General features: G+C 69.0%; 21 protein-coding genes and 1 tRNA gene. 7 read left to right on the forward strand and 15 right to left on the reverse strand.

Annotation, left to right across the window (positions count from 1 at the left end):
• Positions 1–57: 57 nt before the first annotated feature.
• Positions 58–1,356: an ATP-grasp domain-containing protein gene (locus tag G6R20_RS07975; RefSeq protein ID WP_240341323.1), complete on the reverse strand. Its 1,299-nt coding sequence runs from the start codon at positions 1,354–1,356 to the stop codon at positions 58–60.
• A 208-nt stretch (positions 1,357–1,564) separates the two neighbouring features.
• On the opposite strand from G6R20_RS07975, the gene G6R20_RS07980 reads away from it, so the two are divergent.
• Complete coding sequence (locus tag G6R20_RS07980; protein ID WP_163376013.1) at positions 1,565–1,954, forward strand: DUF1622 domain-containing protein; 390 nt, start codon at positions 1,565–1,567, stop codon at positions 1,952–1,954.
• 2 nt (positions 1,955–1,956) lie between these two features.
• Here the strand turns inward: G6R20_RS07980 and G6R20_RS07985 are convergent, their stop codons facing one another.
• Positions 1,957–3,309 (reverse strand): cytochrome P450, encoded by a 1,353-nt coding sequence (locus G6R20_RS07985; RefSeq protein ID WP_163376014.1) that lies wholly within the window; start codon positions 3,307–3,309, stop codon positions 1,957–1,959.
• A gap of 172 nt (positions 3,310–3,481) precedes the next feature.
• On the opposite strand from G6R20_RS07985, the gene G6R20_RS07990 reads away from it, so the two are divergent.
• Positions 3,482–3,793 carry a hypothetical protein gene (locus tag G6R20_RS07990; RefSeq protein WP_163376015.1) on the forward strand — a complete coding sequence of 104 codons (312 nt, stop codon included), beginning with the start codon at positions 3,482–3,484 and terminating at the stop codon, positions 3,791–3,793.
• Positions 3,794–3,804: 11 nt separating this feature from the next.
• Here the strand turns inward: G6R20_RS07990 and G6R20_RS07995 are convergent, their stop codons facing one another.
• Complete coding sequence (locus tag G6R20_RS07995; protein ID WP_163376016.1) at positions 3,805–4,992, reverse strand: class I SAM-dependent methyltransferase; 1,188 nt, start codon at positions 4,990–4,992, stop codon at positions 3,805–3,807.
• Between the two features lie 141 nt (positions 4,993–5,133).
• Positions 5,134–5,469, reverse strand: a complete 336-nt coding sequence (locus tag G6R20_RS08000; protein ID WP_163376017.1) for a hypothetical protein — start codon at positions 5,467–5,469, stop codon at positions 5,134–5,136.
• Between the two features lie 150 nt (positions 5,470–5,619).
• Here G6R20_RS08000 and G6R20_RS08005 point away from each other — a divergent pair, with 150 nt between their 5' ends.
• Positions 5,620–6,468, forward strand: a complete 849-nt coding sequence (locus G6R20_RS08005) for a class I SAM-dependent methyltransferase (RefSeq protein ID WP_163376018.1) — start codon at positions 5,620–5,622, stop codon at positions 6,466–6,468.
• A gap of 21 nt (positions 6,469–6,489) precedes the next feature.
• Here the strand turns inward: G6R20_RS08005 and G6R20_RS08010 are convergent, their stop codons facing one another.
• The 4 genes from G6R20_RS08010 to G6R20_RS08025 are packed head-to-tail and all read right to left on the reverse strand — an operon-like array spanning position 6,490 to position 13,064.
• The gene (locus G6R20_RS08010) at positions 6,490–7,647 is read right to left on the reverse strand and encodes a Wadjet anti-phage system protein JetD domain-containing protein (RefSeq protein ID WP_132063371.1); all 1,158 of its coding nucleotides are present in this window, start codon (positions 7,645–7,647) and stop codon (positions 6,490–6,492) included.
• On the reverse strand, positions 7,647–11,051 hold the full coding sequence (locus tag G6R20_RS08015; RefSeq protein WP_163376019.1) for an SbcC/MukB-like Walker B domain-containing protein: 3,405 nt from the start codon (positions 11,049–11,051) through the stop codon (positions 7,647–7,649). Before G6R20_RS08015 ends, G6R20_RS08010 begins: the two co-directional genes overlap by 1 nt.
• Complete coding sequence (locus tag G6R20_RS08020) at positions 11,044–11,634, reverse strand: DUF4194 domain-containing protein (RefSeq protein ID WP_240341324.1); 591 nt, start codon at positions 11,632–11,634, stop codon at positions 11,044–11,046. Before G6R20_RS08020 ends, G6R20_RS08015 begins: the two co-directional genes overlap by 8 nt.
• Entirely contained in the window at positions 11,631–13,064 is a 1,434-nt protein-coding gene (locus G6R20_RS08025) for a DUF3375 domain-containing protein (protein WP_163376020.1), read from the reverse strand. The genes G6R20_RS08020 and G6R20_RS08025 overlap by 4 nt, the downstream gene beginning before the upstream one ends.
• A 158-nt stretch (positions 13,065–13,222) precedes the next feature.
• Here G6R20_RS08025 and G6R20_RS08030 point away from each other — a divergent pair, with 158 nt between their 5' ends.
• From G6R20_RS08030 to helR, 3 genes are all read left to right on the forward strand, one after another.
• Positions 13,223–13,438, forward strand: coding sequence for a hypothetical protein (locus G6R20_RS08030; RefSeq protein ID WP_096905139.1), 216 nt, complete (start codon positions 13,223–13,225; stop codon positions 13,436–13,438).
• Positions 13,416–13,808 (forward strand): Fic family protein, encoded by a 393-nt coding sequence (locus G6R20_RS08035; RefSeq protein ID WP_069390079.1) that lies wholly within the window; start codon positions 13,416–13,418, stop codon positions 13,806–13,808. The genes G6R20_RS08030 and G6R20_RS08035 overlap by 23 nt, the downstream gene beginning before the upstream one ends.
• Positions 13,809–13,925: 117 nt before the next feature.
• Positions 13,926–16,256 (forward strand): RNA polymerase recycling motor ATPase HelR, encoded by a 2,331-nt coding sequence (gene helR / locus G6R20_RS08040; RefSeq protein ID WP_163376021.1) that lies wholly within the window; start codon positions 13,926–13,928, stop codon positions 16,254–16,256.
• On the opposite strand, the gene G6R20_RS08045 is transcribed toward helR, so the two are convergent.
• The 4 genes from G6R20_RS08045 to G6R20_RS18480 form a co-directional block, all read right to left on the reverse strand.
• Positions 16,180–16,539 (reverse strand): HepT-like ribonuclease domain-containing protein, encoded by a 360-nt coding sequence (locus G6R20_RS08045; RefSeq protein WP_083249809.1) that lies wholly within the window; start codon positions 16,537–16,539, stop codon positions 16,180–16,182. The genes helR and G6R20_RS08045 overlap by 77 nt on opposite strands.
• The gene (locus G6R20_RS08050; protein WP_069390077.1) at positions 16,536–16,865 is read right to left on the reverse strand and encodes a nucleotidyltransferase domain-containing protein; all 330 of its coding nucleotides are present in this window, start codon (positions 16,863–16,865) and stop codon (positions 16,536–16,538) included. The genes G6R20_RS08045 and G6R20_RS08050 overlap by 4 nt, the downstream gene beginning before the upstream one ends.
• 87 nt (positions 16,866–16,952) lie before the next feature.
• Positions 16,953–17,174 (reverse strand): hypothetical protein, encoded by a 222-nt coding sequence (locus tag G6R20_RS18475; protein WP_205475763.1) that lies wholly within the window; start codon positions 17,172–17,174, stop codon positions 16,953–16,955.
• A 60-nt stretch (positions 17,175–17,234) separates the two neighbouring features.
• Positions 17,235–17,462 (reverse strand): hypothetical protein, encoded by a 228-nt coding sequence (locus G6R20_RS18480; RefSeq protein WP_205475764.1) that lies wholly within the window; start codon positions 17,460–17,462, stop codon positions 17,235–17,237.
• Positions 17,463–17,654: 192 nt separating this feature from the next.
• Between G6R20_RS18480 and G6R20_RS08060 the strand changes: the two genes are divergently transcribed.
• A complete protein-coding gene (locus G6R20_RS08060; protein ID WP_163376022.1) occupies positions 17,655–17,936 on the forward strand; it encodes a hypothetical protein in 282 nt (93 codons plus the stop codon).
• A 212-nt stretch (positions 17,937–18,148) separates the two neighbouring features.
• Here the strand turns inward: G6R20_RS08060 and G6R20_RS08065 are convergent.
• From G6R20_RS08065 to G6R20_RS08075, 3 genes are all read right to left on the reverse strand, one after another.
• A tRNA-Met gene (locus G6R20_RS08065) sits at positions 18,149–18,222 on the reverse strand.
• Between the two features lie 210 nt (positions 18,223–18,432).
• Entirely contained in the window at positions 18,433–18,909 is a 477-nt protein-coding gene (locus G6R20_RS08070) for a luciferase family protein (protein WP_205475766.1), read from the reverse strand.
• Positions 18,910–19,001: 92 nt separating this feature from the next.
• On the reverse strand, positions 19,002–21,089 hold the full coding sequence (locus tag G6R20_RS08075) for an FAD-dependent oxidoreductase (RefSeq protein WP_163376110.1): 2,088 nt from the start codon (positions 21,087–21,089) through the stop codon (positions 19,002–19,004).
• Positions 21,090–21,250 lie beyond the last annotated feature (161 nt).

The raw sequence follows: 21,250 nt of genomic DNA on the forward strand, positions 1-21,250 counted from the left end.
GGTCGTTCCACGTCCGCCCGCCGGTACCGTACCCGCGGGCAGGTCCCGGCCGAGGCGTCACACGTAGAAGTCGAGGTCCTCCTGGTTGCGCAGGACCGATCGCATCTCGTAGGCGTCGTCGCCGAAGAAGTAGACCAGGCCCCAGTGGGTGCCGAAGGCGGTGCGCTTGGTAACCGTCTCCTCGACCGGTGCGGTGAGCTCGTGGGACTCGAAGTACTCGTGGTCCTCTGTGGCTTCCGGGATCTCGAGCGTGGAGACGACCCGTCGCCGCGGGTAGACGCCGAAGCACCCGGCGTGCCCCTTCGCGTCGACCACCTCGCGCGGGAAGAACGCCGCGATCTCGTCCTCGGTGGTCTTGGGGTCGAACGCCAGCACCAGGCCCTGGTAGGCGTTGAACCCGTAGGTCCGCTCGAGCAGTTCGAAGACCTTGAACCCCGGCGGCCGGTAGGCGACCTCGCCGAAGTACATCTCGCCGTCGCTGGTGACGAAGTACTCGGGGTGGACGAACCCGAACTTGATGTCGAAGGTCTTGATGAGCTTCTCGATCTGCCGGGTGATCTCCGGGCGGTACTTCTCCAGCTCTGGCGAGGCCGGCACGAACACCGAGTAGCCGAGCGTGACGTACTCGGAGATGTTGAGGAACACGATCTTCCCGTTGTGCACCCAGGCCTCCACGGCGAACTCCCAGCCGTCGAGGTGGGACTCCATGAGGACGGGGAACTCCTCCTCGGGGATCGTGTCGACCTCGTCGGGCGTGCGGATGACGCGGTGGCCGAGGCACCCGGCCTTGTCGAAGGCCTTGAGGTGGATCGGGTCGTTGGGGTCGCCGTCGAGCTTGAGCAGGGTCTGGTTGACGCGCTTGAGGAACCGGATCACGTCGTCCCGCTCGTGCGCCTCCTCGAAGATGCCCACGCGGATCCCGCCGAGCTGGGCGCGCCGCTTCATCAGCGCCTTGTCCCGCAGCAGCAGCGACTGCCCGTACAGGGTGGGGTTGTCGAGCAGCATCGAGTTGATGGCGCCCGCCCACTCGACGGTCTCCTCGAACAGCGGGATCGCCACGTCGACGCCCATGTCCTGCAGCGTCTCGGCGATCTCCATGGACCGGTCGTTGAGCCGCTCGAAGTCCCACGGGACGTACGGGATCTGGTGCTGACTGCAGTATTCCTCGGCCCAGGGCGGTGCCACCACGACGTAGCGGCGGTCGAACTTGTCGAGCGCGTCGATGGCGTTGGGTACCCAGCCCAGCAGTGCGACGTATCCCTTGTCGGGATCGCGCAGGTGCTCGTTGGGGTCGTGGGTCGGGTTCGGACGAAGGTCCGTGGCTCCGGTGGTCGATTCTGCGGTAGGCGTCTGCAAGTGCGGTGCCTCCTCGAGTAGGCGCGGGTTCGATCTGCGTGGGCCGATCAATCCAGGGCGGTGGGCCACAAACGTACCCAAGACCCGTCTCAGTGCAACTGGTTACGAGATCGGCGAACGCCCGGGCGCACGGCGGGGGTCCCCCTAGGCTCGTCGGACAACGCCGTCCGGGTCGCCCCGGTGCGGATCCGGGTGAGAGGAGTCCAGGGTGCCTTCCAAGGAGTACATCGAGGCGGTCGGCGAGGTGATCGATGCGCTCGGGGTGGCGGCGATCGTCATCGGCATCGTGGCGGCCACGGTCATCGCGGGGTGGCGCCTGCTCAGCCGGCAGCCGGACACCTACCGGCACTTCCGCCGGTTCCTCGGTCGGTCGATCCTGTTGGGGCTGGAGATCCTGGTGGCGGCGGACATTATCAAGACGGTCGCGGTGACCCCGACGCTGGAGAGCGTGGCGGTGTTGGCGGCGATCGTCGTGATCAGGACCTTCCTCAGTTGGTCGTTGGAGCTGGAGATCTCGGGCCGGTGGCCGTGGCAGAAGTCGAGGGCCCCGGAGGCCAATCCCCGGGACGCCGCCGCCTCACCGGCGCCGTCCGACTAGCGTCACCGACGCCGGACGGTGATCCGCCCGCCGCGACGGGGTGCGAACGCGACCCCCCGCGAATGCCATTTCTCGTCAGGCTCGGTCGTGGGGACGATCTCGTACATGCTCAGCACGGTGCGCAACACGACATCCATCTCCATGGCCGCGAACGCCGCCCCGATGCACCGCCGGGTCCCGCCGCCGAACGGCAGCCACGCCGGCGGTGGCGTGGTGCCGAGGAAGCGGGTCGGGTCGAAGCGTTCGGGTTCGGCGAAGTGCGTGCTGTCGTCGTGCAGTAGCGAGATCGCGACCAGCACGTTGTACCCGCGTGGGATCCGCCACGGGCCCAGGTCGAGGTGCGGGACCTGCACGTTGCGTCCGGCGAGATCGATCACCGGCCGGCTGCGCTGGACCTCGAGGATCGTGGCGCTGCGGTAGTCGGTTCCCCCGGCATCGACCTCGGCGACCAGCTCGCGTAGCACCGCGGGGGTGCGGCTGAGCCGCTCCAGCGCCCAGGCGAGTGTCGTCGCCGTGGTCTCGTGCCCGGCCACGAGGAGTGCGGTGAGCTCGTCGCGGATCTCGTCATCCGTCATGGACGATCCGTCGTCGTAGGTGCTCTGCAGCATCATCGCGAGGATGTCGTCGCGCTCGTCGAGCCGGTCGTCGCGGCGCCCCCGGGTGATGAGGGCGCCGATCGCCTCGTCGTACACCGTCTTGTATCGGGCGAACCGGGCGCGCGGGCCCACCGTGCCGAGCCGTGCCGGCAGCTCCGGGGTGATCACCACCGCCGAGCCTGCCTCGACCATGGGCGGGATGACGCGGCGCAGGGTGTCGAGCTCGTCGTCCCGGGCGCCGAACACGGTCCGGAGGATGACGTCCAACGTGATGCGGGTCATCGAGGGCATGGAGGCGAACGGTCGACCGGCGACCCACGAGTCGAGCTCGCGACGGGTCTCCTCCTCGACGATCGCCTCGTAGGCCTTGATGCGTCTGCCGTGCAGTGGCGGCGTGAGCAGTTTCCGGCGCCGGCGGTGGTCGGCGCCCTCGAGCGCGAACATCGAGTTCTCCCCCAGGACCCGGCCCAGGTTGGGGTCGACGTTGGTCAGCGACTCCTGCGGGGCGGTGAACAGCTCCTTGGCGAGCGCGGGGTCCGAGATCACCACCGCGCGCCCGTAGATGGGGAGGTGCACGGTGAACGCGGTGCCGTACCGCTGGTGCAGAAGTCGGAGAGTCTCCCGCCGGGCGATCCCGAAGCCCACCCCCTGGACTGGCCTGGGTAGCCGGGGCCCGGGTGGGAGCTGGGGTGCGCGCTCGCCCTCGGTGGGATGTCCGCCGCCAGCGGCGGGAGCCGACCTGTCCGTCATGCTGTCCATGGCATCCTCGGCCTCGGGTGGGGTGCGGGCGCCGCCAGCCTACGTTCCGGAATCGCCGTGGTGGCGGGGTAAGTGCGACGACGACGAGGTGCTCCACTGCCGCCGGAGACCCGCCGACTGCTCGCTCGGCCGAACCGGCCATCCGGGCACCCCTGGGTGACGAACCCCTGTCATGCACTCCGCCTCGCAGTCCGCTCGGCCCACCGACTTCCCACTGGCGGCGGGCAGCTCTGACATTGAAGGGCTGTGGGCGGGCTCTCCACACGACGACCCCGAGCTCGCCGCCCCCGGGCACGGCGCACCCGAACAGACCGATCCCGAGCGCGGCGACTTCCTCGCCGCCATGCGCGCGTCGTGGGACGACTGGGTGCCCGTCGCCACCACGGGCTGGGGCGCGGTGGTGCTCATCGCCCCGTTACTCGCGGTGCACGCGCTGGTCTGGGCGTTCGGTGGGCGCCGCCCCCGTGAGGTGTTTCGCTACTAGGTGATTCGCTTCTACGTGTCCCGCCTCGCCCCCAGCCGCCACAGGATCGTGCGCTCCTGTGAGCGCGCCGCGTGGAGTGGATCGTCAGTGTCAGATGCGCGCGAGTGTCGGGGCGTCGTCTCGTGAGTGCCGATCACGGTCAGCCCGGCGTCGGTAATGCGCTGCAGGAATTCGTCGCGGCTGCGCAGCCCGAGCTGCTCGGCGAGGTCGGACAGGATCAGCCACCCTTCGCCCCGCGGCGTGAGGTGCTGCGCGAGCCCGTCCAGGAAGCGGCCCAGCACGTCCGAGCCCGGGTCGTAGATCCCCTGCTCCAGTGCCGAGGTCGGATGACCGGGAATCCACGGCGGGTTGCACACCACCACGTCGGCCCGCCGGGAGTCGCCCACCTCGTCGTCGTCCCCATAAGGCCACAGATCGGCCTCCACCACGTCCACCCGGTCGGCCCACCCCAGCCGACCCACGTTGTCGCGCGCGCACTGCACAGCGCGCGGGTTGATGTCGGACGCCACGACCTGCCGGGCCCCGCGCCGGGCCAGGACGGCCGCGAGCACGCCGGTTCCGGTGCCGATGTCCCACACGATCGCATCCTCGACGCCCTGCGGCCAGGGGGCGTCGGCGACCAGGTCGATGTACTCGTCTCGGGTGGGGGCGAACACGCCGTAGGCGGGATGGATCCGAGCCCCCAACGCGGCCACCTCGCTGCCGCCCAGGTGCCACTCGTAGGCGCTGATGACGCCGAGGAGCTCGGGCAGCGAGACCAGCGTGTCCCGACCGGTCGAGTCGTTGCCGTTGTGGGTCGGCGGCCCGTAGGCATGGGTGCAGGCGTCGCTCACGTCGGGCGCCCGGCGCAGCCGAACCGAGTAGTCCTGCTCCAGTGGGATGAGGACCTTTCCCAGCGTCTCCGCCCGCTGCGCGCGTGCCTTCCGGTTGGCCAGGAACACCTCCCCGGGCTCGGAGCTCTGCGGCGCCCGGGCCTCGCGCTTCTTCAGACGCCGGTCAATGGCCCGCATGAGTTGGCGGGCGTTGTGGAAGTCGCCCCGCCACAGCAGCCCGGTGCCCCGCCGGATCATCCGAAGCGCCTTGTCCGCGGCGATGTCGTCGTGGATCACCACGATGTCCCGCGGCGGCGCCGCGCCGTTCTCCGAGCGCCACCCGGCGGCGCGGTCCTCGCCCTTCTCGCGCCAGCTGACAGTGGTCACGGGCGGTCCGGGTGAGGGAGAAGAGAAGACACGTGAGTCCTTCGGACGGGCGCGCACTCGACCGTGGGGAGGAATGACGCGCGGGGGCAAGTTGCCCGCGAACCGGGCCGCACCCAGTGTCTCAGTTCCGCCGCCGAACAGTCACGGCCAGTCGATCTCATACGCCTCGGCCCGGGCCGAGTACATCCGTCCCCCGCTGACGAAGTAGCCGTCGGTGTAGGTGGCCGTGTCGGAGGGGATGCCGTGGGCAAGCGCGTAGAGCTGGGCCGCGAAATCGTCGGCATCGAACTTGCCGGAGTTGTCGCGATGGGGAGTGACGATCGCGGTCCTGTCGGCGAAGACCCCGGGCGCTCCCGTCAGAGTGATTCGGCGAGCGCGGTAGTCCCCGGCGCGAACGAGGGCGAGGGCTTGGCGGAGCACCGTGCCGTAGCGGGTGCCGGTCAGTGGTGTGGCGATGTGCATGGCCGACAGCGTCACACCCGTCGGCGGCGTCCTCGCCCGCGCGACGGTCCCCGGCAGGGCAGCCTGTGGAGAGTCGCGTGCCCTGTGAGTGTGGTGCCGCTGCCTTCAGGGTTCCGGTCTCCCTGCCTCGGTTCTACGATGGGAGTCGAGGCATTGGAGCTCATCATGAGTGCATCGCAGGCCGACCTCTGGAGTGGTCCCGTCGGGCAGTCGTGGGTGCGCAATGCGCTCGCGTACGACACGATTCTCGAGCCGCTCGGTCGCGCGGCCCTCGACCGCCTGGACCTCGGCCCACCGCAGCGGGTGCTGGACATCGGGTGCGGGACCGGGACAACGACGTTGGAAATCGGACGCCGAGTGCGCCCGGACGGGTCGGTGGTCGGCGTGGACGTGTCGCGACCGATGACCGAGTGCGCGCAGGCTCGCCTGGTGGACGAGACGGGCGCGGAGAACGTCGAGTTCCTCGCCCTCGACGTGGAGAGCGAGCCGTTGCCCGGCCTGTTCGACGCCGCGTTCTCGCGGATGGGCGTGATGTTCTTCGACCGCCCCGAGGTGGCGTTCTCCGCCGTCCGGGCGGCCCTCGAACCGGGCGGCCGGCTCGCGTTCGTCTGCTTTGCCGCGCCCGCCGCGAACCCGTTCATCACGGTCCCCACCGGCGCCGCGTTGGCCCGGCTCGGCGGTGCCCCCGTGCCTCCGCCGGGCGCGCCGGGACCGTTCTCGTTCGCCGACCCGGACCGCGTGCGCAGTGTCCTGGAGACCGCCGGCTTCGAGTCTGTCGAGGTGAACCCCGGCCCCGACGAGGTCACCCTCGGCCCCGCCGACCGCCTCGAACAACTCGCCCGGCAGGCGCTGGAACAGAACCCCCAGGCCATGATGGCGATGGCCGCCAACCCCGATGCCCGCGACTCCGCTGTCGCTGCGGCCGCGGCCGCGCTGGGTGAACATGTCACCGACGGCGAGGTCCGTCTGGGCGCCGGAACCTGGGTCGTCGAGGCCCGCGCGCCCGGGGTGTGACGCGGTGGAGGCGCCCTACGCTCAGGACCAGTCGTAGGGCAGCCGATCCAGCGTCCAGGCCCAGTTGACTCGCTCCTGTTCCAGGCGGACCTGCTCGCCGAAGCGATCGGAGACGAGGTCGTCGTAGACGGCGGCCTCACCGGCGGTCAGCAGATCGAGTGTGGCGTTGGTCGGGGAGCTTTCCCGTCCCCACCGGTCGCGATGGGCGTGCAGGGTCTCCGAGTCCATCAGGAAGGACCTGGTGTGCGGGAGGTGGGTCCGCAGCCGGTGCAGGATCGCGAAACCGTGCGTGTCGAGGTCGCCCCAGTAGTGCACCTCCGCCTCCTGCAGTGCCGCCCACCGCCCGAGACGCGCCACGTCGAAGCCCTTGCCCCAGATCACCACCCCGTCGGCGGGCACGGGAAGCGTGAGGTAGGTGATCTCATTCTCCACCACGACGGCTGTAGTGAATCGCACGTCGAGGTCGTCGAGCTCGCCCACCCGCACGCTCAGCTCCGAGACAGGGATCGGGGCGATGGACGCGGCGAGGCGGATCCGCACGTGCTCCGGTTTGGTGCGCAGCCCGAGGTCGGTCAGGAACGGCCCGGCCTGACGCGAGACGCCGAGCAGGTCGGCGAGCACCGACCTGCGGGCCTCCACGAACTTGGTGTCCACGCCCGGGGCGTCGATCTGCCGCAGGTACTTCCCGCTCCCCCGCGCGGCATCGAGCCACCGGTAGGCCGTCAGGAGCTGGGACCACTCCGCGTGGTGGCCGAGCGCGGGGACCGGCCTCGCGAGCACCCACTCACGTACGCGCTGGTCTGGGGCCGAAAGCATCATCTGCTCGAAAGCAACTACCTGCGCGCGGACGCCCAGCAGGTCCCAGGCCTGCGCCAGCCGGGACACCACGGCATGCGTCGGGATCTGGTTGCGCCCGACCGCCCGGCCGCCGATCGTCTTGTACCGCAGTTCGTAGCGCGCACCGCCGCGGCTGCCTGCCTCGAGCGCCCCGATCCAGTCCTGGATCTCGCCGAGTCGGTCTCCGATCTCGGAGGCCCGGGGTCCAGCGAGTGGGACCTCGATGGGCGCCACTGGTTGGTCCTCGGCCAACGTCCGGAGCAGGGTGCCGTCGTCCCAGCGGCGCCGCACCTTGTCGCGGACGGTCTCCGGTGTGGCCCACCTGCGCGTCGCAGCGGCCATCAGTTACCGCTGCTCTGCCGGTGGTACTCCTCGGTGGACATCATGACCAGCCGCGAGTACCGCCCCTCGACATTGTCCACGTAGCCGATGGACCGGACGTACGGCGCGATCACGTGCACCTTCTGCAGCGGCGTCACGATGAGCAACTGGATACCGAGTTTGGCGAACAGCTCGAGGGCGTAGCGGGTGGAGGCATCCGAGCCGCGGCCGAACGCCTCGTCGATCACCGCGAACCGGAAGTCGCGGGCCTTGTCCGCGCCCCACTCCAGCCCGAACTGGTACGCGAGCGAGGCGGCCAGGATCGTGTAGGCGAGCTTCTCCTTCTGTCCACCCGATTTGCCGTCCGAGTCGCGGTAGTGCTCCCACTCCTCGTCGGTCTCGCGGCCCCGCTCGGAGGCGGAGAAGGTGTACCAGTTGCGCACGTCGGTCACGCGGGACCGCCAGGTCCGGTCGGTCTCGCTGTGCCCCTCGCGACCGCGGAGGCGCTCGAGGATCGCGCGCACGTCCTGGTAGCGCCGTTCGGAGTACTGGTCGTCTCCACCGCCGAGCGCGTCGTCGGTGACGGCCCGCAGGTCCGCGCGGAACTGCCGGACGTCCTGGTTGACCGTGTTCTCGCGGTCCAGCCGGATGTACCTCCCGGGATTGAAGTCGATCGCTCCGAGCGCCTCGTTGATCTTCTCGACCTTCTGGCCGATCTCGTCGGCCTGGCGCAGGAGCCAGTTGTGGAAGCCGGCGAGCTCGCGGATGGTGTTCTTGCGCAGCTGGTCCTCGAACTCGTCCACGAACCGTGGCAGGTCGTCGCCGGCCACACGGTCGTGGAACCGCACGTACTCGTCGCGTGCGTCAACCGAGGCGTCCATCTCGGTGGTCTGCTCGGGCCACCGCCGCCGGATCTCGGCCATGGCCTGCTGGATGCTGGTGGTATAGCCGTTGAGCTCACGCTGGGTGCGGTCGGTCTCGGAGTCGATCGCGTCGGACAACGCCCGCTCCTGCCGGTGGGCCTCGTCCGCGCTCGTCGCCATCGCCTTGACCGACCCGGCGCGGCCCTGCCGGTCGCGCAGGCGCGGGTATACGGCCCGGGCCGCCTCACGGATCGCCTCGTCCAGCTCGTCGAGACCGCGCTGGTCGTTCTGCATCTGTTCGGTCTCGTGCTCGATGCGGCTCTGCCACCGACTGTGTTTGTCTGCCAGCGCTCGTTCGTCGACCCCCAGGACGCGGACCCGCTCGTCGACGTCCGCGAGCCGTCGATCGATCTCGGCGAGCTCGCTGCTGCCCTCGACCAGGCGGCGTCGTTCTGCGTCGGCGGCCTCGGCGCGGGCCCGGGCCTCCTCCCAGTCCAGATCCCGCCACGACGGGTAGTCGGCCAGGCGCGCGAGCGCGGTGTGCCGTGCACCCGCCTCTTTCTGGTCGCGGGACGCGGCCTCGAGTCGGGTGCCCAGCTCGGCTACCGCGGAGTCGAGCTGCGCGCGACGCTCCTGCAAAGCGGCGACCTTCTGCTCGTTGCGCCAGCCCAGCACCCAGCCCCGCGGGTCGGTCGCCGACTGCCGGTCGTCCTTGACGTGCCGGTCGCGGGACCGGACCTGCCCCTCGCGGGTCACCGCGCGCTCTGCGGCCCGGAACTCCTCCAGGGTGTCCGCGCAGCGGTGGTCCGCGCGGGCGAACAACTCCTTGTACAGGTACCCGCGTAGGGGCGTGTCGGCGATCTCGATGGTGTCCGCCAGCAACAGACCCTCGATCTGCGGGCGCTGCAGCGAGACGTGTCTGTCCGGGACCCGCTCGTACTGCAGGCGGACACCCACCGTGCGCCCGTCGGAGCGCCGGGCGGTCAGACGACGATCGTTGACCCACCGGGCGACATCGGCGTAGTGCCGCTGAGGCACCAGCAGGGAGACGGCGAATCCGCGCAGCACGCGCTCGGCAGCGCCGCGCCACTCCGTGTACTCCTCGGCTACGTCGAGCAGCTCGCCCGCGAACGGCAGGTCCGCCTGGTCCACACCGAGCTCCGCGCACAGGTCGGCGCGGAGCTGCAACTGCTCGGCCGGCAGGTTGCTCCGACGGCCGGCGAGACTGTCCAGCTCCTCCTGCACCTCACGCAGCTGCTTCTTCTGCTCCCCGTGGTCCAGCACCAACGCGTCGTACCGGCTCTTGAGCTCGGCGGCCTCGGCCTCGAGCTCCGACCGTCGACGGGTGACGTGGGCGGCGAGGTCGGCGAACCCGGTGGCGTCGCCGACCGGGTCCAGCCCTGCCCCGGCGACGGCGTCGTCGAACAGCTCCCGCCGGCGGAGCCGGTCGTCGGCGTGCTCCCCCGCCTGCCGGGCCTCCCGTTCCAGCTCCCCGACGCGGTTGCCGCCCGCCTCCGCGCGGGCGGTGACGAGCTGATCCCGCTCGGCGACAAGGTCCGCAGCCTCTGCCCGCATCTGCTCCAGTCGGGCGGTCGCGGCCTCGACGTCCACGCCGATCCGGTCGATCTCGGCCTGCCGCAGCTCTATCCGTAGCTCGGCGAAGTACGGCCGGATCGCCACGCGTTCCTCGTGGAGACTCCCCCGGCGTTCGAGGGCGGCGTCGTACTTGTTTATCGACCGGACCAGCGGTTCCAGCGCCTCGAGCTGTGCCCGGGCCCGCTGGACGGCGTCGTAGGCGCGGGTGAGGTCCTCGAAGTGCCGGATGATTCCCTCGATGCGCTCGGACGCATCGGCCGGCTCGAGCATGTGGGTGCGGACGAAGTCGTTGAGGTCGCCGACGGCCTTCATGGAGATGGTCTGGTGGAACAGTTCCATCGCCTGCTCGGAGCGGATCCCCAACAGGCGGCGCATGGTGCGCCCGTAGGTCGGGAAGTCCTTCTCCACCGTCGCCCCGCCCGAGCGCAACCGCTTGAGCAGGACATTCAGGTCCGACCCGAAGTCGGCGAAGTCGGCCTCGATCGACAGGGCCCTGTTGGCGGTGACAAAGCGACGCCACGGCTGGCCCGTGGTGTCCTGCTGCTGGAACACCTGGGCGAGGGTCACCTCGTCGCTGTATCCCTCGTTGACGAAGACGCCGAGGATCACCGAGTACGAACGCCGGTCCCGCAGCGCCACCGGGCGGACACTGCCGGTGGCCTCGTTCCGCTCGGTCTTGTGATGGCCCTCGACGTACGACCGGAGGGTGCGCTCCTTGCGCGCGGCGCCGGCGGCCTTGTTGTAGTCGATCCGATGCGACGGGAGCATGAGGGTGCTCACCGCGTCGACAAGCGTGGATTTGCCGCTGCCGATGTCTCCGGTCAGCAGCAGGGTCTCGCCGCCCGGATCCAACTGCCAGACCCGGGAGTCGAAGGTCCCCCAGTTGAGTACCTCGAGCCGGGCCAGCCGGAAGCCGGGGCGTCCGCTCGTCTCGAGCGCGACGGCGGAGAACAGGCCATCACTCATCGCCGTCCTCCCCATTTCCGGCAACCGCGTCGGCGTACTCGGCGAGCTTGGCCGAGAAGTCGGACAGGGTCTCGGCGTCCACGTAGGCCTTGAGGATCCTGCGCACCTCCCAGGTGTCCTTGCGTCCCCGGAGTTGGCGGAGGAAACCCATGGTGACCAGCCGGTTGATGGAGGTCTCGACCTGTTTGAGCGTGCGGGCCTCGTCTGTGCTGCGGGCCAGGAAGAGCTGGACCATCTCCACGATCTCCTCGTGGGTGAGCACCAACTGGCCTTGGCCGCCCGCCGACTCGAACTCTACGAGCCTCTTGCGCAGCAGCACCAACAGGAGGCTGTCGGAGTAGGTCAGCGCCCGGCGTCTGATCACGCGTGGGAGCGCCTCCTCGCCGTCGGGAGTCTCTGCGGTGCGTAGGTAGGCGTAGCCCTCGTCGTCGTCAATAACGACGTCCAGTCCCACTACGGCGAAGTGGTCGCGCACGGCGCCCCGGTGACGCAGGAGGTCACCCCACGCGTCGGATTCCTGGTAGACGACTCCCTGCATGAGTCGGATGGCGCTGGTCGCGATCGCGCGTTCCTCCGGTGTCACCGGCGCTTCACCTCCACCCGCGGCATGCGCGCCCGCATCGTTCGTCCGGCCTCGTCGTACTCGATCACCGTCTCCTCACGCTCGTCGGTGGTCACCTCGAGCTCGTCATGATCCAACGCCAGGTAGCCGACGAGTTCCGCGGCGCCGTGCTCGACCGGGTACATATCGATGATGTCCTCGAGCAGTGCCGTGCCGCGCGCCGGGATGAGGGAGCGCAGTCGGGCGGCGAGCCTGGCGGGATCGACGATCACCTGGTCGGTCAGCACGGAAGTGTCCACGTCCTCCTGCTCCGCCGGCGGCAGGAGGCTATCCACCTCGGCGGCGGGCCGCACACTGTGCAGGGGTCGTTCGGTGGGCAGGGAGATCTCGACGCTCGTCTCCTCCAGCTCCAGCCCGAAGCCGGGTGAGGCGCCGTCACGCAGACGCAGCGCGGTGCCCTCGATCTCGCGGACCAGGTCCAGGACGCGACGGTTCTCCAGCCAGATCTGGTCGTCGGTGAACCGGCGGAGTTGCTCGGAGATCTGCCGCACCGTCAGCTGGGTGCGTTCGGCGGCCTCGGCCCAGCTGTGGTGCACGGTGCGGATGCGGCGATCCGCCCCCAGCTCCTCGATCGAGGTGAGCCGCTCGAGGAGCGTGGACAGTTCCTCCTGACTGGACCCCGACAGCAGCAGGTCGTAGAACGCTTGGAAGCTGCGGCCCTGGTCGGAGGAGTCGATGCGGCTGCGCCCGCTGACGAGCTCCGCCAGCAGCTCACCTTTGCTCCCCTCCCAGGTGGCGATGCGTTCGCGGGCGGACCGGTCGAGCGCGCGGAAGTTTTCCTCGACCTCGCGGAAGTCGGCGAGCAGCTCGCGGGCGGTGGAGGCGAACTGTTGGTAGCGATCGCGCACGGCCGTCATGTCGAGCAGTCCGGCCTCCGGGTCCTGGTTGATCTGTTCGATCTCCCGCTCGATCTCCCGCTTGCGCCGCTCCAGCTCGTCCAGCCGCACCGCCGGGTCGGCCTCGGTGCCCTGAGCGATCTGCCGGAGTAACTCGACTGCGGTCTGCAGCCGCGATTCGGTTCCGACGAAGGACCGCTCCGCCAGACTCTGGACCCACGCGTAGGCCTTCTCCAGCGCCGGGGTGGCGTCGTAGTGGATTTCGTCGGTGCCCAGCGGGTAGAAGCGGCGCAGGAAACCGGACTCGGGCGCCGCCCATTCGGCGAGGTAGTCGGAAGCCGATCGCGGGAACCGCGGATGGTCCGGATCGTCCGCGTTGAGCTGGTAGAGCTGGTCGTCCAGAGCGTCGATGAGTTGCCCCTCCGGGCTCGCGCCTCGCCCCTCGTCCACGAAGAAGCGCCCGAGGAACGACAGCAGCAGCGGCGCGTGGGTGGCGCGCAGCATCCGCCAGGCGGGGTGCCGCTCGCGCAGCGCCTCGATCTGGGCGTAGTCCACGCGTTCTCCTCGGGTCTGCGGTACTCGGGTCGGGGTTCCTCGGTGCCGACAGTCTAGGAGTGGCCTCCGACATGGCGCCCATGAGGCTGGCGCGTAAGAGCGCCTTGCCCACAACCCCACCACGTATATACTCTGTATATTCGTCTAAGGAGGCAATTGTGGCGAAGCGACTCATCAGTATCCCTGACGATGTGGACCGTCGACTTGCAGAAGCCGTCCCCTCCGGGCAGGTCAGCGGCTTCGTCACCGAACAGATCAAGCGCGGGCTTGACGAGCAGGGCCTGCGCTCTATGGATGACGCCATCGCCCATATCGCCAGAAACAGCAAGCCGCTACTGGACCGTCTCGGGAATGTCAGTGATCTGGACGCCTGAGATCATCGACATTTTCCGGACCTACGCGGCGATCTACCCTGAGCATCCTGAGGTGCGTGACATGGGGCTTCTGCAGAGTTCGGTCGAACGGCCCCGAACGACCCTGTTCGGGGCCGAACAGTATCCAAGCATCCACGACAAGGCCGCATCGATTCTGGACTCATTCTGCCGCAATCACTCGCTTGTCGACGGCAACAAGCGATGTGCGTGGATCGCTGTCGAACTGATCTACTTCCGAAACCTCGGGGCGATATGGGTGGCCGGCGATGACGCGGCCTACGATCTGGTGATCCGCGCAAGCGATTCCCACCTCGATGTCTCCGACATCGCTCACGACTTGCGGGCAGGATTCAGCCAAACTCAGAGCTGACCCCGAAGTATCCACTCACGCCAGTCCCGAACGTGGACTCTGATTGCCTCCCCTTCTCAAGTTATAGCTGGTAGGGGGCCTTGCGGCAAGACCCCGGTGGGGGCGCACACTGTCGCCATGTCCCCCGAGGCACCCGGCATCTTCGCCCTCCCCGATCACCTCGCCCACAAGGCTGACCCGGCGCACATCGCCGCCGACGAGCGCCACCTCGCCGCCGTCTCCCGCGCCCTCGACCAGAAGGTCGTGTTACTGTCCGCCCGTCTGGACGCCCGCCGCCGCGACCCGGCCGGCCGGGGCGCCCAGACCATCGAGCGCGACGCCGACATCCGCCGCCTGGTCGCCGAGCTCGCCACGCTGCGCCGGTTCGGGCTGGACGTGTGCATCGGCCACTACGCCGTGGCCATGTCAGACCCCGCCGCCCCCGACTCGCACCACCCCGACCACCACCAGACCGGGTCCGCGCCGGTGTACGTGGGCCGCATCGGCCTCACCGATGCGGCCGGCACTCCCCTCCTCGTGGACTGGCGCGCCCCGGCCGCCGAGCCGTTCTTCGCCGCGACGCTCGCCGATCCGAGGGGCGTGACGTATCGCCGTCGGTACCGGTGGTCGGGCGGGCACATCGTGGACTACTGGGATGAGGTTTTTGGCGACGACGACGAGGTCTTCGCTCACGTCAGCCCCGACGACCTCTCGGCGTTCGTCTCGAGCTTGTCCGAGGCGCGGACCGGCCGAATGCGGGATGTGCTCACCACGATCCAGGCCGATCAGGACGCCATCATCCGCGCGGACTCCCGGGGAGCCCTCATCGTGGACGGCGGACCCGGCACCGGCAAGACCGTCGTGGCCCTGCACCGGGCGGCCTACCTGCTCCACGAACAGTCGCGTACCGGGCTGCGGCGCGGCAACCTGCTCCTCGTCGGGCCGCACCGGCCGTATCTGGACTACGTGGCGGATGTACTCCCCTCCCTCGGTGAGCACAGCGTGCAGACGGCGACCGTGGCCGATCTCGGCGTCGCCGCGCTCGGCGGGACGATCGCGGCACCGCCCGGCGGACTGCCCGACGAACCCGATCCCGAGGTCGCCCGACTGAAGTCAGAGCTCCGCATGGTCGAGACGATCGAGGCCGCGGTGCGCTTCTACGAGCAGCCGCCCGAGCAGTCGATGGTGATGCAGACCGAGTGGCTGGACCTGCGCCTGACGCCGGCCGACTGGGCCGAGGCATTCGCCTCCGTGGAGGACGGCACACCACACAACGAAGCTCACCCGCAGATCCGCGAAACGCTCGCCGAGATCCTCGTTGACCGGGCCCTCCATAACAGTGCAGGCGGTGGCGTGCCGGCGGACATCCTCCGCGCAGAGCTCGCAGCACACCCGGACCTGCACCGTGCCCTGTACCGGGCATGGCCGATGATCAACGCCACCGATCTTGTCGGGGACCTGTGGACCGTCCCGGCGTACCTGCGCCTGTGCGCACCGTGGCTGACCCCCGAGCAGCTGCAACTCCTTCACCGACCCGTGCCCGACACATGGACCAATGCGGACCTGCCGCTCTTGGACGCGGCCCACCACCGGCTGGGCAACTCCGACAGGGCGCGCAGGGCTCAGCGTCGCCGGGCCGAGCGATCCACAGAACTCGCGAGGCGCCAGCTGGTGATCGACGACCTCATCGCCGCCGACGACGACCCCGAGGGCGTCTCCCCCATGCTCCGCCACGCCGACCTGCAGGAGGCTCTGCTCGATACGTCACCCGACGACGAACCGACTACTAGCGCGGCCCGCCTCGTAGGACCGTTTGGGCACATCATCGTCGACGAGGCGCAAGAACTCACCGATGCCGAGTGGCGGATGATCCTGCGCCGCTGCCCCTCGGGCAGCCTCACGGTGGTCGGCGATTGCGCGCAGTCCCGCCGCGACTTCGACGAATCCTGGCCCGAGCGACTGGAACGCATCGGCCTCTCCCCCGCCCGCATCACTTCCGTGCACTTGAGCATCAATTACCGCACCCCCGCCGAGGTCATGGAGGCCGCCGCTCCGGTGATCCGGTCGGTGCGGCCCGACGCCAACGTGCCCGAGTCTGTGCGCCGCAGCGGGATCCCCGTCCAGTACGACCGCATCGACGAGCTCCAGCACGTGATCGACGGGTGGCTCGCCACCCACTCCGAGGGCACGGTCGGCATCATCTGTGCGACCGGCGCTACCGTCCCCGACTTCAGCGGTTCCGACCGCGTCCGCTCGCTGCGGGCCGAGCAGGCCAAGGGCCTCGAATTCGACCTGGTGGTCCTTGTCGACCCGGGTTCGTTCGGCTCGGGCGTCACCGGTGCAGTCGACCACTACGTGGCGATGACGCGGGCGACGAAGCAGTTGGTCGTTCTTACCCCTGAGCGCCGTCTTGATTCGAACCGCGTGTGTGCGTCTTCAGGGCAGCGGCGAGAGGAGGGAGGTAGGTGACCACAACGTCGCGGACAACTTCCGGTTCTACCCCGAAGTATCGATGTACCAGGATATTGCGGAAGCCACGGATCTGCGGCCAGCCGATCTCCGGGTGTGCATCTCTTACGTGTTGTGGAAGGTGATTCGCAGCCTCGCCGATTATCTGCAGGTTCCGTTCGATGGCGTCCTCAGCCATGAGGACGAGGTCGTCAGCGTCGTCGTCCAGCCTGCGGACGTACTGCTGGCATCGATCGATAGCGTTCAGAATGTCGTCGATACGCCGACCGGAATCGCGACTCATAGCGCTACGGCGTCGGCGAGCGCCGTTTCAGCTATCGGTCGCTTGAGCAACTGCTCGGGGAAGATGTCGATGTCCTCGCGACCGAAGAGCGTACGAACTTCCTCCAATAAGCCGGAGGCTCGCATGAGGAGGTTGCCGTCGGCTGGGTCCATATCGACCAGGATGTCCACGTCGCTCCCGCCGTTCGCAGTACCACGGGCGACTGATCCGAACAGCATCGGATTCGTCGCAGCGTACTTGGCAAGGAGGGCTCGGAACTCGTCTCGACGCGCCTCGATGAGCTCACGCACGGCGAGCGATTCGGGAGTCGGGGCGGTGCTCGTCATAGCCTCAGAATATCGGCTGCATTAGCTGACGGAAGACCCATGCGCTCTACCGCCTGTCCCGCCGTCGCCGGAATCGCCACCGGGCGATCATAGGTCGCCTGACTTCAGACGCTGCACCACCCGGGGAGCCAACCCGCCTTCCGCGAGCCTGTACTTCGACCACTTGTCGCCACTCTCGGCGGACATCGACGTCGAGAAGACGCGCCGACCCCGTGCGTTCACAGTGGTGTTCGCTTCGAAGACGGGGCTCGGCACCATCCATGACTGCTCGATCGAGCCCCGCGTCACGTTCACGTAGACGAACAGCATGTCCAGGTCGCTGCGAGGGTAGAAGGACGAGTCGCGGACGTGGGCCTGGAAACGCCCCCGTTAAACTACTGCGCCATCCGACATTCGCGCTTTGACTTGGACGGCCAGAGTGGCGGTGTGTTCGCGCAGGTGAAAGACCAGGTCGACGCCCTCGTCGTCGATGATCGACGTCGACACGTTGAGTTTTGCGCGGGACTGCAGGATGCAGGTGGCAGCGACGAGCAGCTCCGCGGCTTTGCCCATGCGTCCGGCATCGAGTGACTTCTCAGAAGATTCGTCGGGCCCCATTGCCGCACTATAGAGGCGCCTGAGCGAGCCGACGGCCCCAAGAACAGAAGAGGCCATCAGTCGGCAGACACAGCGGCAAGCAGAATGGATAGACCCGTGGGCGGACTCACGATTCGTCCGCATTGCCGTAAGGCACCGACCCGGCACTGTTAGCGTCACTCAGGCCTGGGACAGACCGGAGGAGGCACAGCGTTGAGAAAGAAGACGTTCGCGGCGCTCGCGGGCACCTACGGGATCCTCTTTCTCCTCACGACCGCATGGACGGCGTGGCAGATCGCTACTCACGGGGCCGAGAACGTCAGCGCCCCGGTTTTCCCGGCGATGGCACTCGGGGCTCTCGTCGGCGTCGTGGTGATGAGAATCCGCGGCAAGCGGCGGGGACAGGTGACGCTCTCCAGTGCGCTCGCCGCGATAGTGTCCTTCGCTGCGGTCGCCGCCGCCGGGCTCTGGGTGTGGTTTCTCTTCGCGGCGTAGCGCCAGGCCGCTGACCAGGGGTGCCCTGAACGCCCCGTGCAGGGCACCCCAGGTCACAGGCCGTCTTCGGACTCCCGCACGAGCTCGCGCGCCGTAGTCGTCTCTTATTGCCCAGCTCTGACCGCCTCCGCTCGTCGGTCGATCGGGGCCCGGGGCGCGGAAAGCACTCGAGCCCGGCTCCCCCATCAGGGAACCGGGCTCGAGTGCGTGTGTAGCGGGGACAGGATTTGAACCTGCGACCTCTGGGTTATGAGCCCAGCGAGCTACCGAGCTGCTCCACCCCGCGTCGATTGCCTCACCGACAGTACGTGCAGTCCGACAGGGTTCCAAATCGTCGGGAGGGTACGGCCGGGCCTATCCCTCGCCGAGAGTTCAACCCTGTCTTCCGACGAGGACTTCGCCGCCGCCGAAACCCAGAACCTGGTGCTCGCCGTCCGCATCGAGCTCAGAGAGTGCCGAGGCCTCCGCCGCCCGAGGGGCGAATCGTCGGGCCCGGCTACTCCAGCGAACCGCCGGCCGCCAGGTAGCTCTGCTCGATGGCGAACCGGACCACGGCGAGCTCGTCCTCGTCGCGGGGCCCGTAGACCATGATCACGATCGGCGGCAGATATCCCTTGCCCACCAGACTGTGATACTCCGCCCAGCCCGCCGCGATCAGCTTCTCCGCGACGCCCGTCGGGACGTTCAGGTGCAGACTGCCGTCCGTTGCCGGGTGAATATGCCCCCATTCGCCCCCGAGCAGGTCCGGCAGGGCGGGCGCCGCGACGGGTGAATCGAGGTAGAACGCCACCGAACCGGGAACGGACACCGTGCTCACGCCTCGCCGCACCCCAGGCAGAGACAGGGCGTGGTCACGCGCCATGTCCTGCAGTTCCGGTGGGGCGATCTGCTCGAGCTGGGTGTGCGGGTTCGACGGGGTCGTCGCGGGTCGCGCACCGCGGCGCACGGGCAGGGTATCCAGAGTCAGGGTCAACGGCTGTTCTCGCTTTCACGCGCGGATTCGGACTGTGGCCAGGGCCCACGGCCACTGGGGTGCGATGGGCCGCTTTCGACCAGAGATCGGGGTCAGCCCTGCGCCACGGCCTTCCACGCCGAGTGGATGGCGCCGTGGATGTAGCCCACCTCGCCGGCGTCGCCGATGACCTCGCAGTCGATGCCGGCGGCGCGGAGATCGTCGGCTAGCGGGGCCGCGGCCGTGGTGCCGTCGGCGTAGATCACCATGTCGGCAGCGGCGGACTGGGCGCGACCCTTGGCATCGGTCCAGGCCACCGTCGACTCGGTGATGTGGCTGACCTTCACCCGGCGCTGGATGTCGACGCCGTGCTCCTTGGCGTGGCGCACCGCAGTCCAGCGGCGCGGCATAGCCAGCGGCAACCCGAGCTGCTGAGACTCGTGCAGGAGGGTGACCTTGCGGCCGCGCTCGGCGAGGAACTCCGCGAGCTCCAGGCCCACCAGCGAGCCGCCGATCACCACGACGTTCTTGCCCATCGGCAGTGCGATCTTGGTCAATCGACGAATCCACGCCGGCCTCTTGGTGATGGTCGAGAGTCTGCCCAGCCGCCCGACGGTCCGCAGGAAGAACCCGGCCTCGTCGGCGGTGGCGGTACCCAGCATGGTGGCGCGCAGCGAATCGCCGGTATGCACGTGCGGAAGGTCGCCGCCGGGGATGGCCGGGGCCGGACGCTTGGCGCCGGTCGCGACGATCACCCGGTCGGCGCCGAGGGCGCGGATCGACTCGACCGTGGCTTCGGCCTTCAGCCGCACGTCGATGCCCAGTCGTTTGATCTCAGCCTCGAAGAAGCGGATGAGCGGCTCATTGTCGGGAGTGGTGAGGGTGGAGAACCACATGGTGCCGCCGAGGCGGTCGGCCTTGTCCAGCACGGTGACACGGTGCCCACGCTCGGTCAGGACCAGGGCCGACTCGAGGCCGGCGGGTCCGGCGCCCACCACCACGACGTGCTCGCGCGTGGGTGCGGGCGTCAGCGGCAGCAGGGTCTCGTTGCCGAGCGCCGGGTTCACCGCGCAGAACGGGGTGTCGTCGAAGAAGTTCTCGGCCACGCAGAGGTAGCAGTTGATGCACGGGCGCACGCGCTCCGGCGTGCCGGCGGCCAACTTGTTGGGCAGGTTCGGATCGGCGAGCAACTGCCGGCCCATGGCGGCGAAGTCGACCTTGTCGTCGTCGATCGCCTTTTCCGCCACCTCCGGCAACATGCGACCCACGGCGATGACGGGGATCGACACGGCCTTCTTGATGGCCGCGGCGTTGTCCACGTACGCGCCGATCGTGTCCGGGAGGGGGCCGTCGGTGAAGTTGTCGAAGGGGTTGCGGCCCCAGCCGGTCACGTGGATGGCGTCGGCGCCCGCGCGCTCGAACAGCACCGCGGCCTCGGTGGCCTCGGGCAGGGTCAGCCCGCCCTCCTGGCCGTACTCCTCACCGGACACGCGCACCAGCACGGCGAGCGTGTCGCCCACCCGCGCCTTGACCGCGGCGATGACCTCGCACGTCAGCCGCGCCCGGTTGGCCAGCGACCCGCCGTACTCATCGGTGCGCAGGTTGTCGCGGCGGTTGAGGAACACGCCCAGGATGTAGCCGTGCGCCACGTGGATCTCGATCGCGTCCGCGCCGGCCTTGGCGATCCGCTCGGCGGCGTCGGCCCACGTCTCGATGAGCCACGCGATGTCGGCGTGGTCCATCTCCTTGTACACCGTCTTCTTGCCGCCGGTCGCCGCGCCCATCCGACCCAGCTCCTCGCCCGTGCTGTCGGCCAGGGCGGAGTAGTCGTAGTCGTAGTCCGGGGTGCTCGGCGCGATGAGGGGGCGGTCGTTGGCGATGTCCACGCGCGCGACCTTGCCGTGGTGCGTGGACTGCACGCACAGCTTGGACCCGGCCGCGTGCACCGCGTCGGCCAGCGCCTTGAGGCCCGGGATGTACTTGTGATCCGACAGGCCCGGCTCCTTCAACGACGCCGCGCCCACCGGGAACGCGATCGCGCACGCGCCGGTGATGATCAGCCCGGCGCCGCCGGCGGCGCGGGCGACGTAGTGGTCGATCTCCCGCTGCTCGATCTCGCCGTCCTCGGACACGTTCATGTCCATCGCGGGCAGGACGATGCGGTTGGGCGTCTCCATGTGGCCGATGCGGCCGGGCGACATGAGGCGAGGGAAAGCGGTGAGGGTCGTCACGTCGACGATGATACGCCCGAGTTGACGGGTGTCTATAACAGGTTCCAGTTTTTGGGGCGGTGCGTGGTGGTCGCCGGGGTGGAAGGGACGACGACGACAACGTCGGCACGGCGGGCGGGTTCCCCCGCTGG

Source organism: Dietzia sp. Alg238-R159, assembly GCF_900537145.1.
In the GTDB taxonomy this organism is placed as follows: Bacteria; Actinomycetota; Actinomycetes; order Mycobacteriales; family Mycobacteriaceae; genus Dietzia; species Dietzia kunjamensis.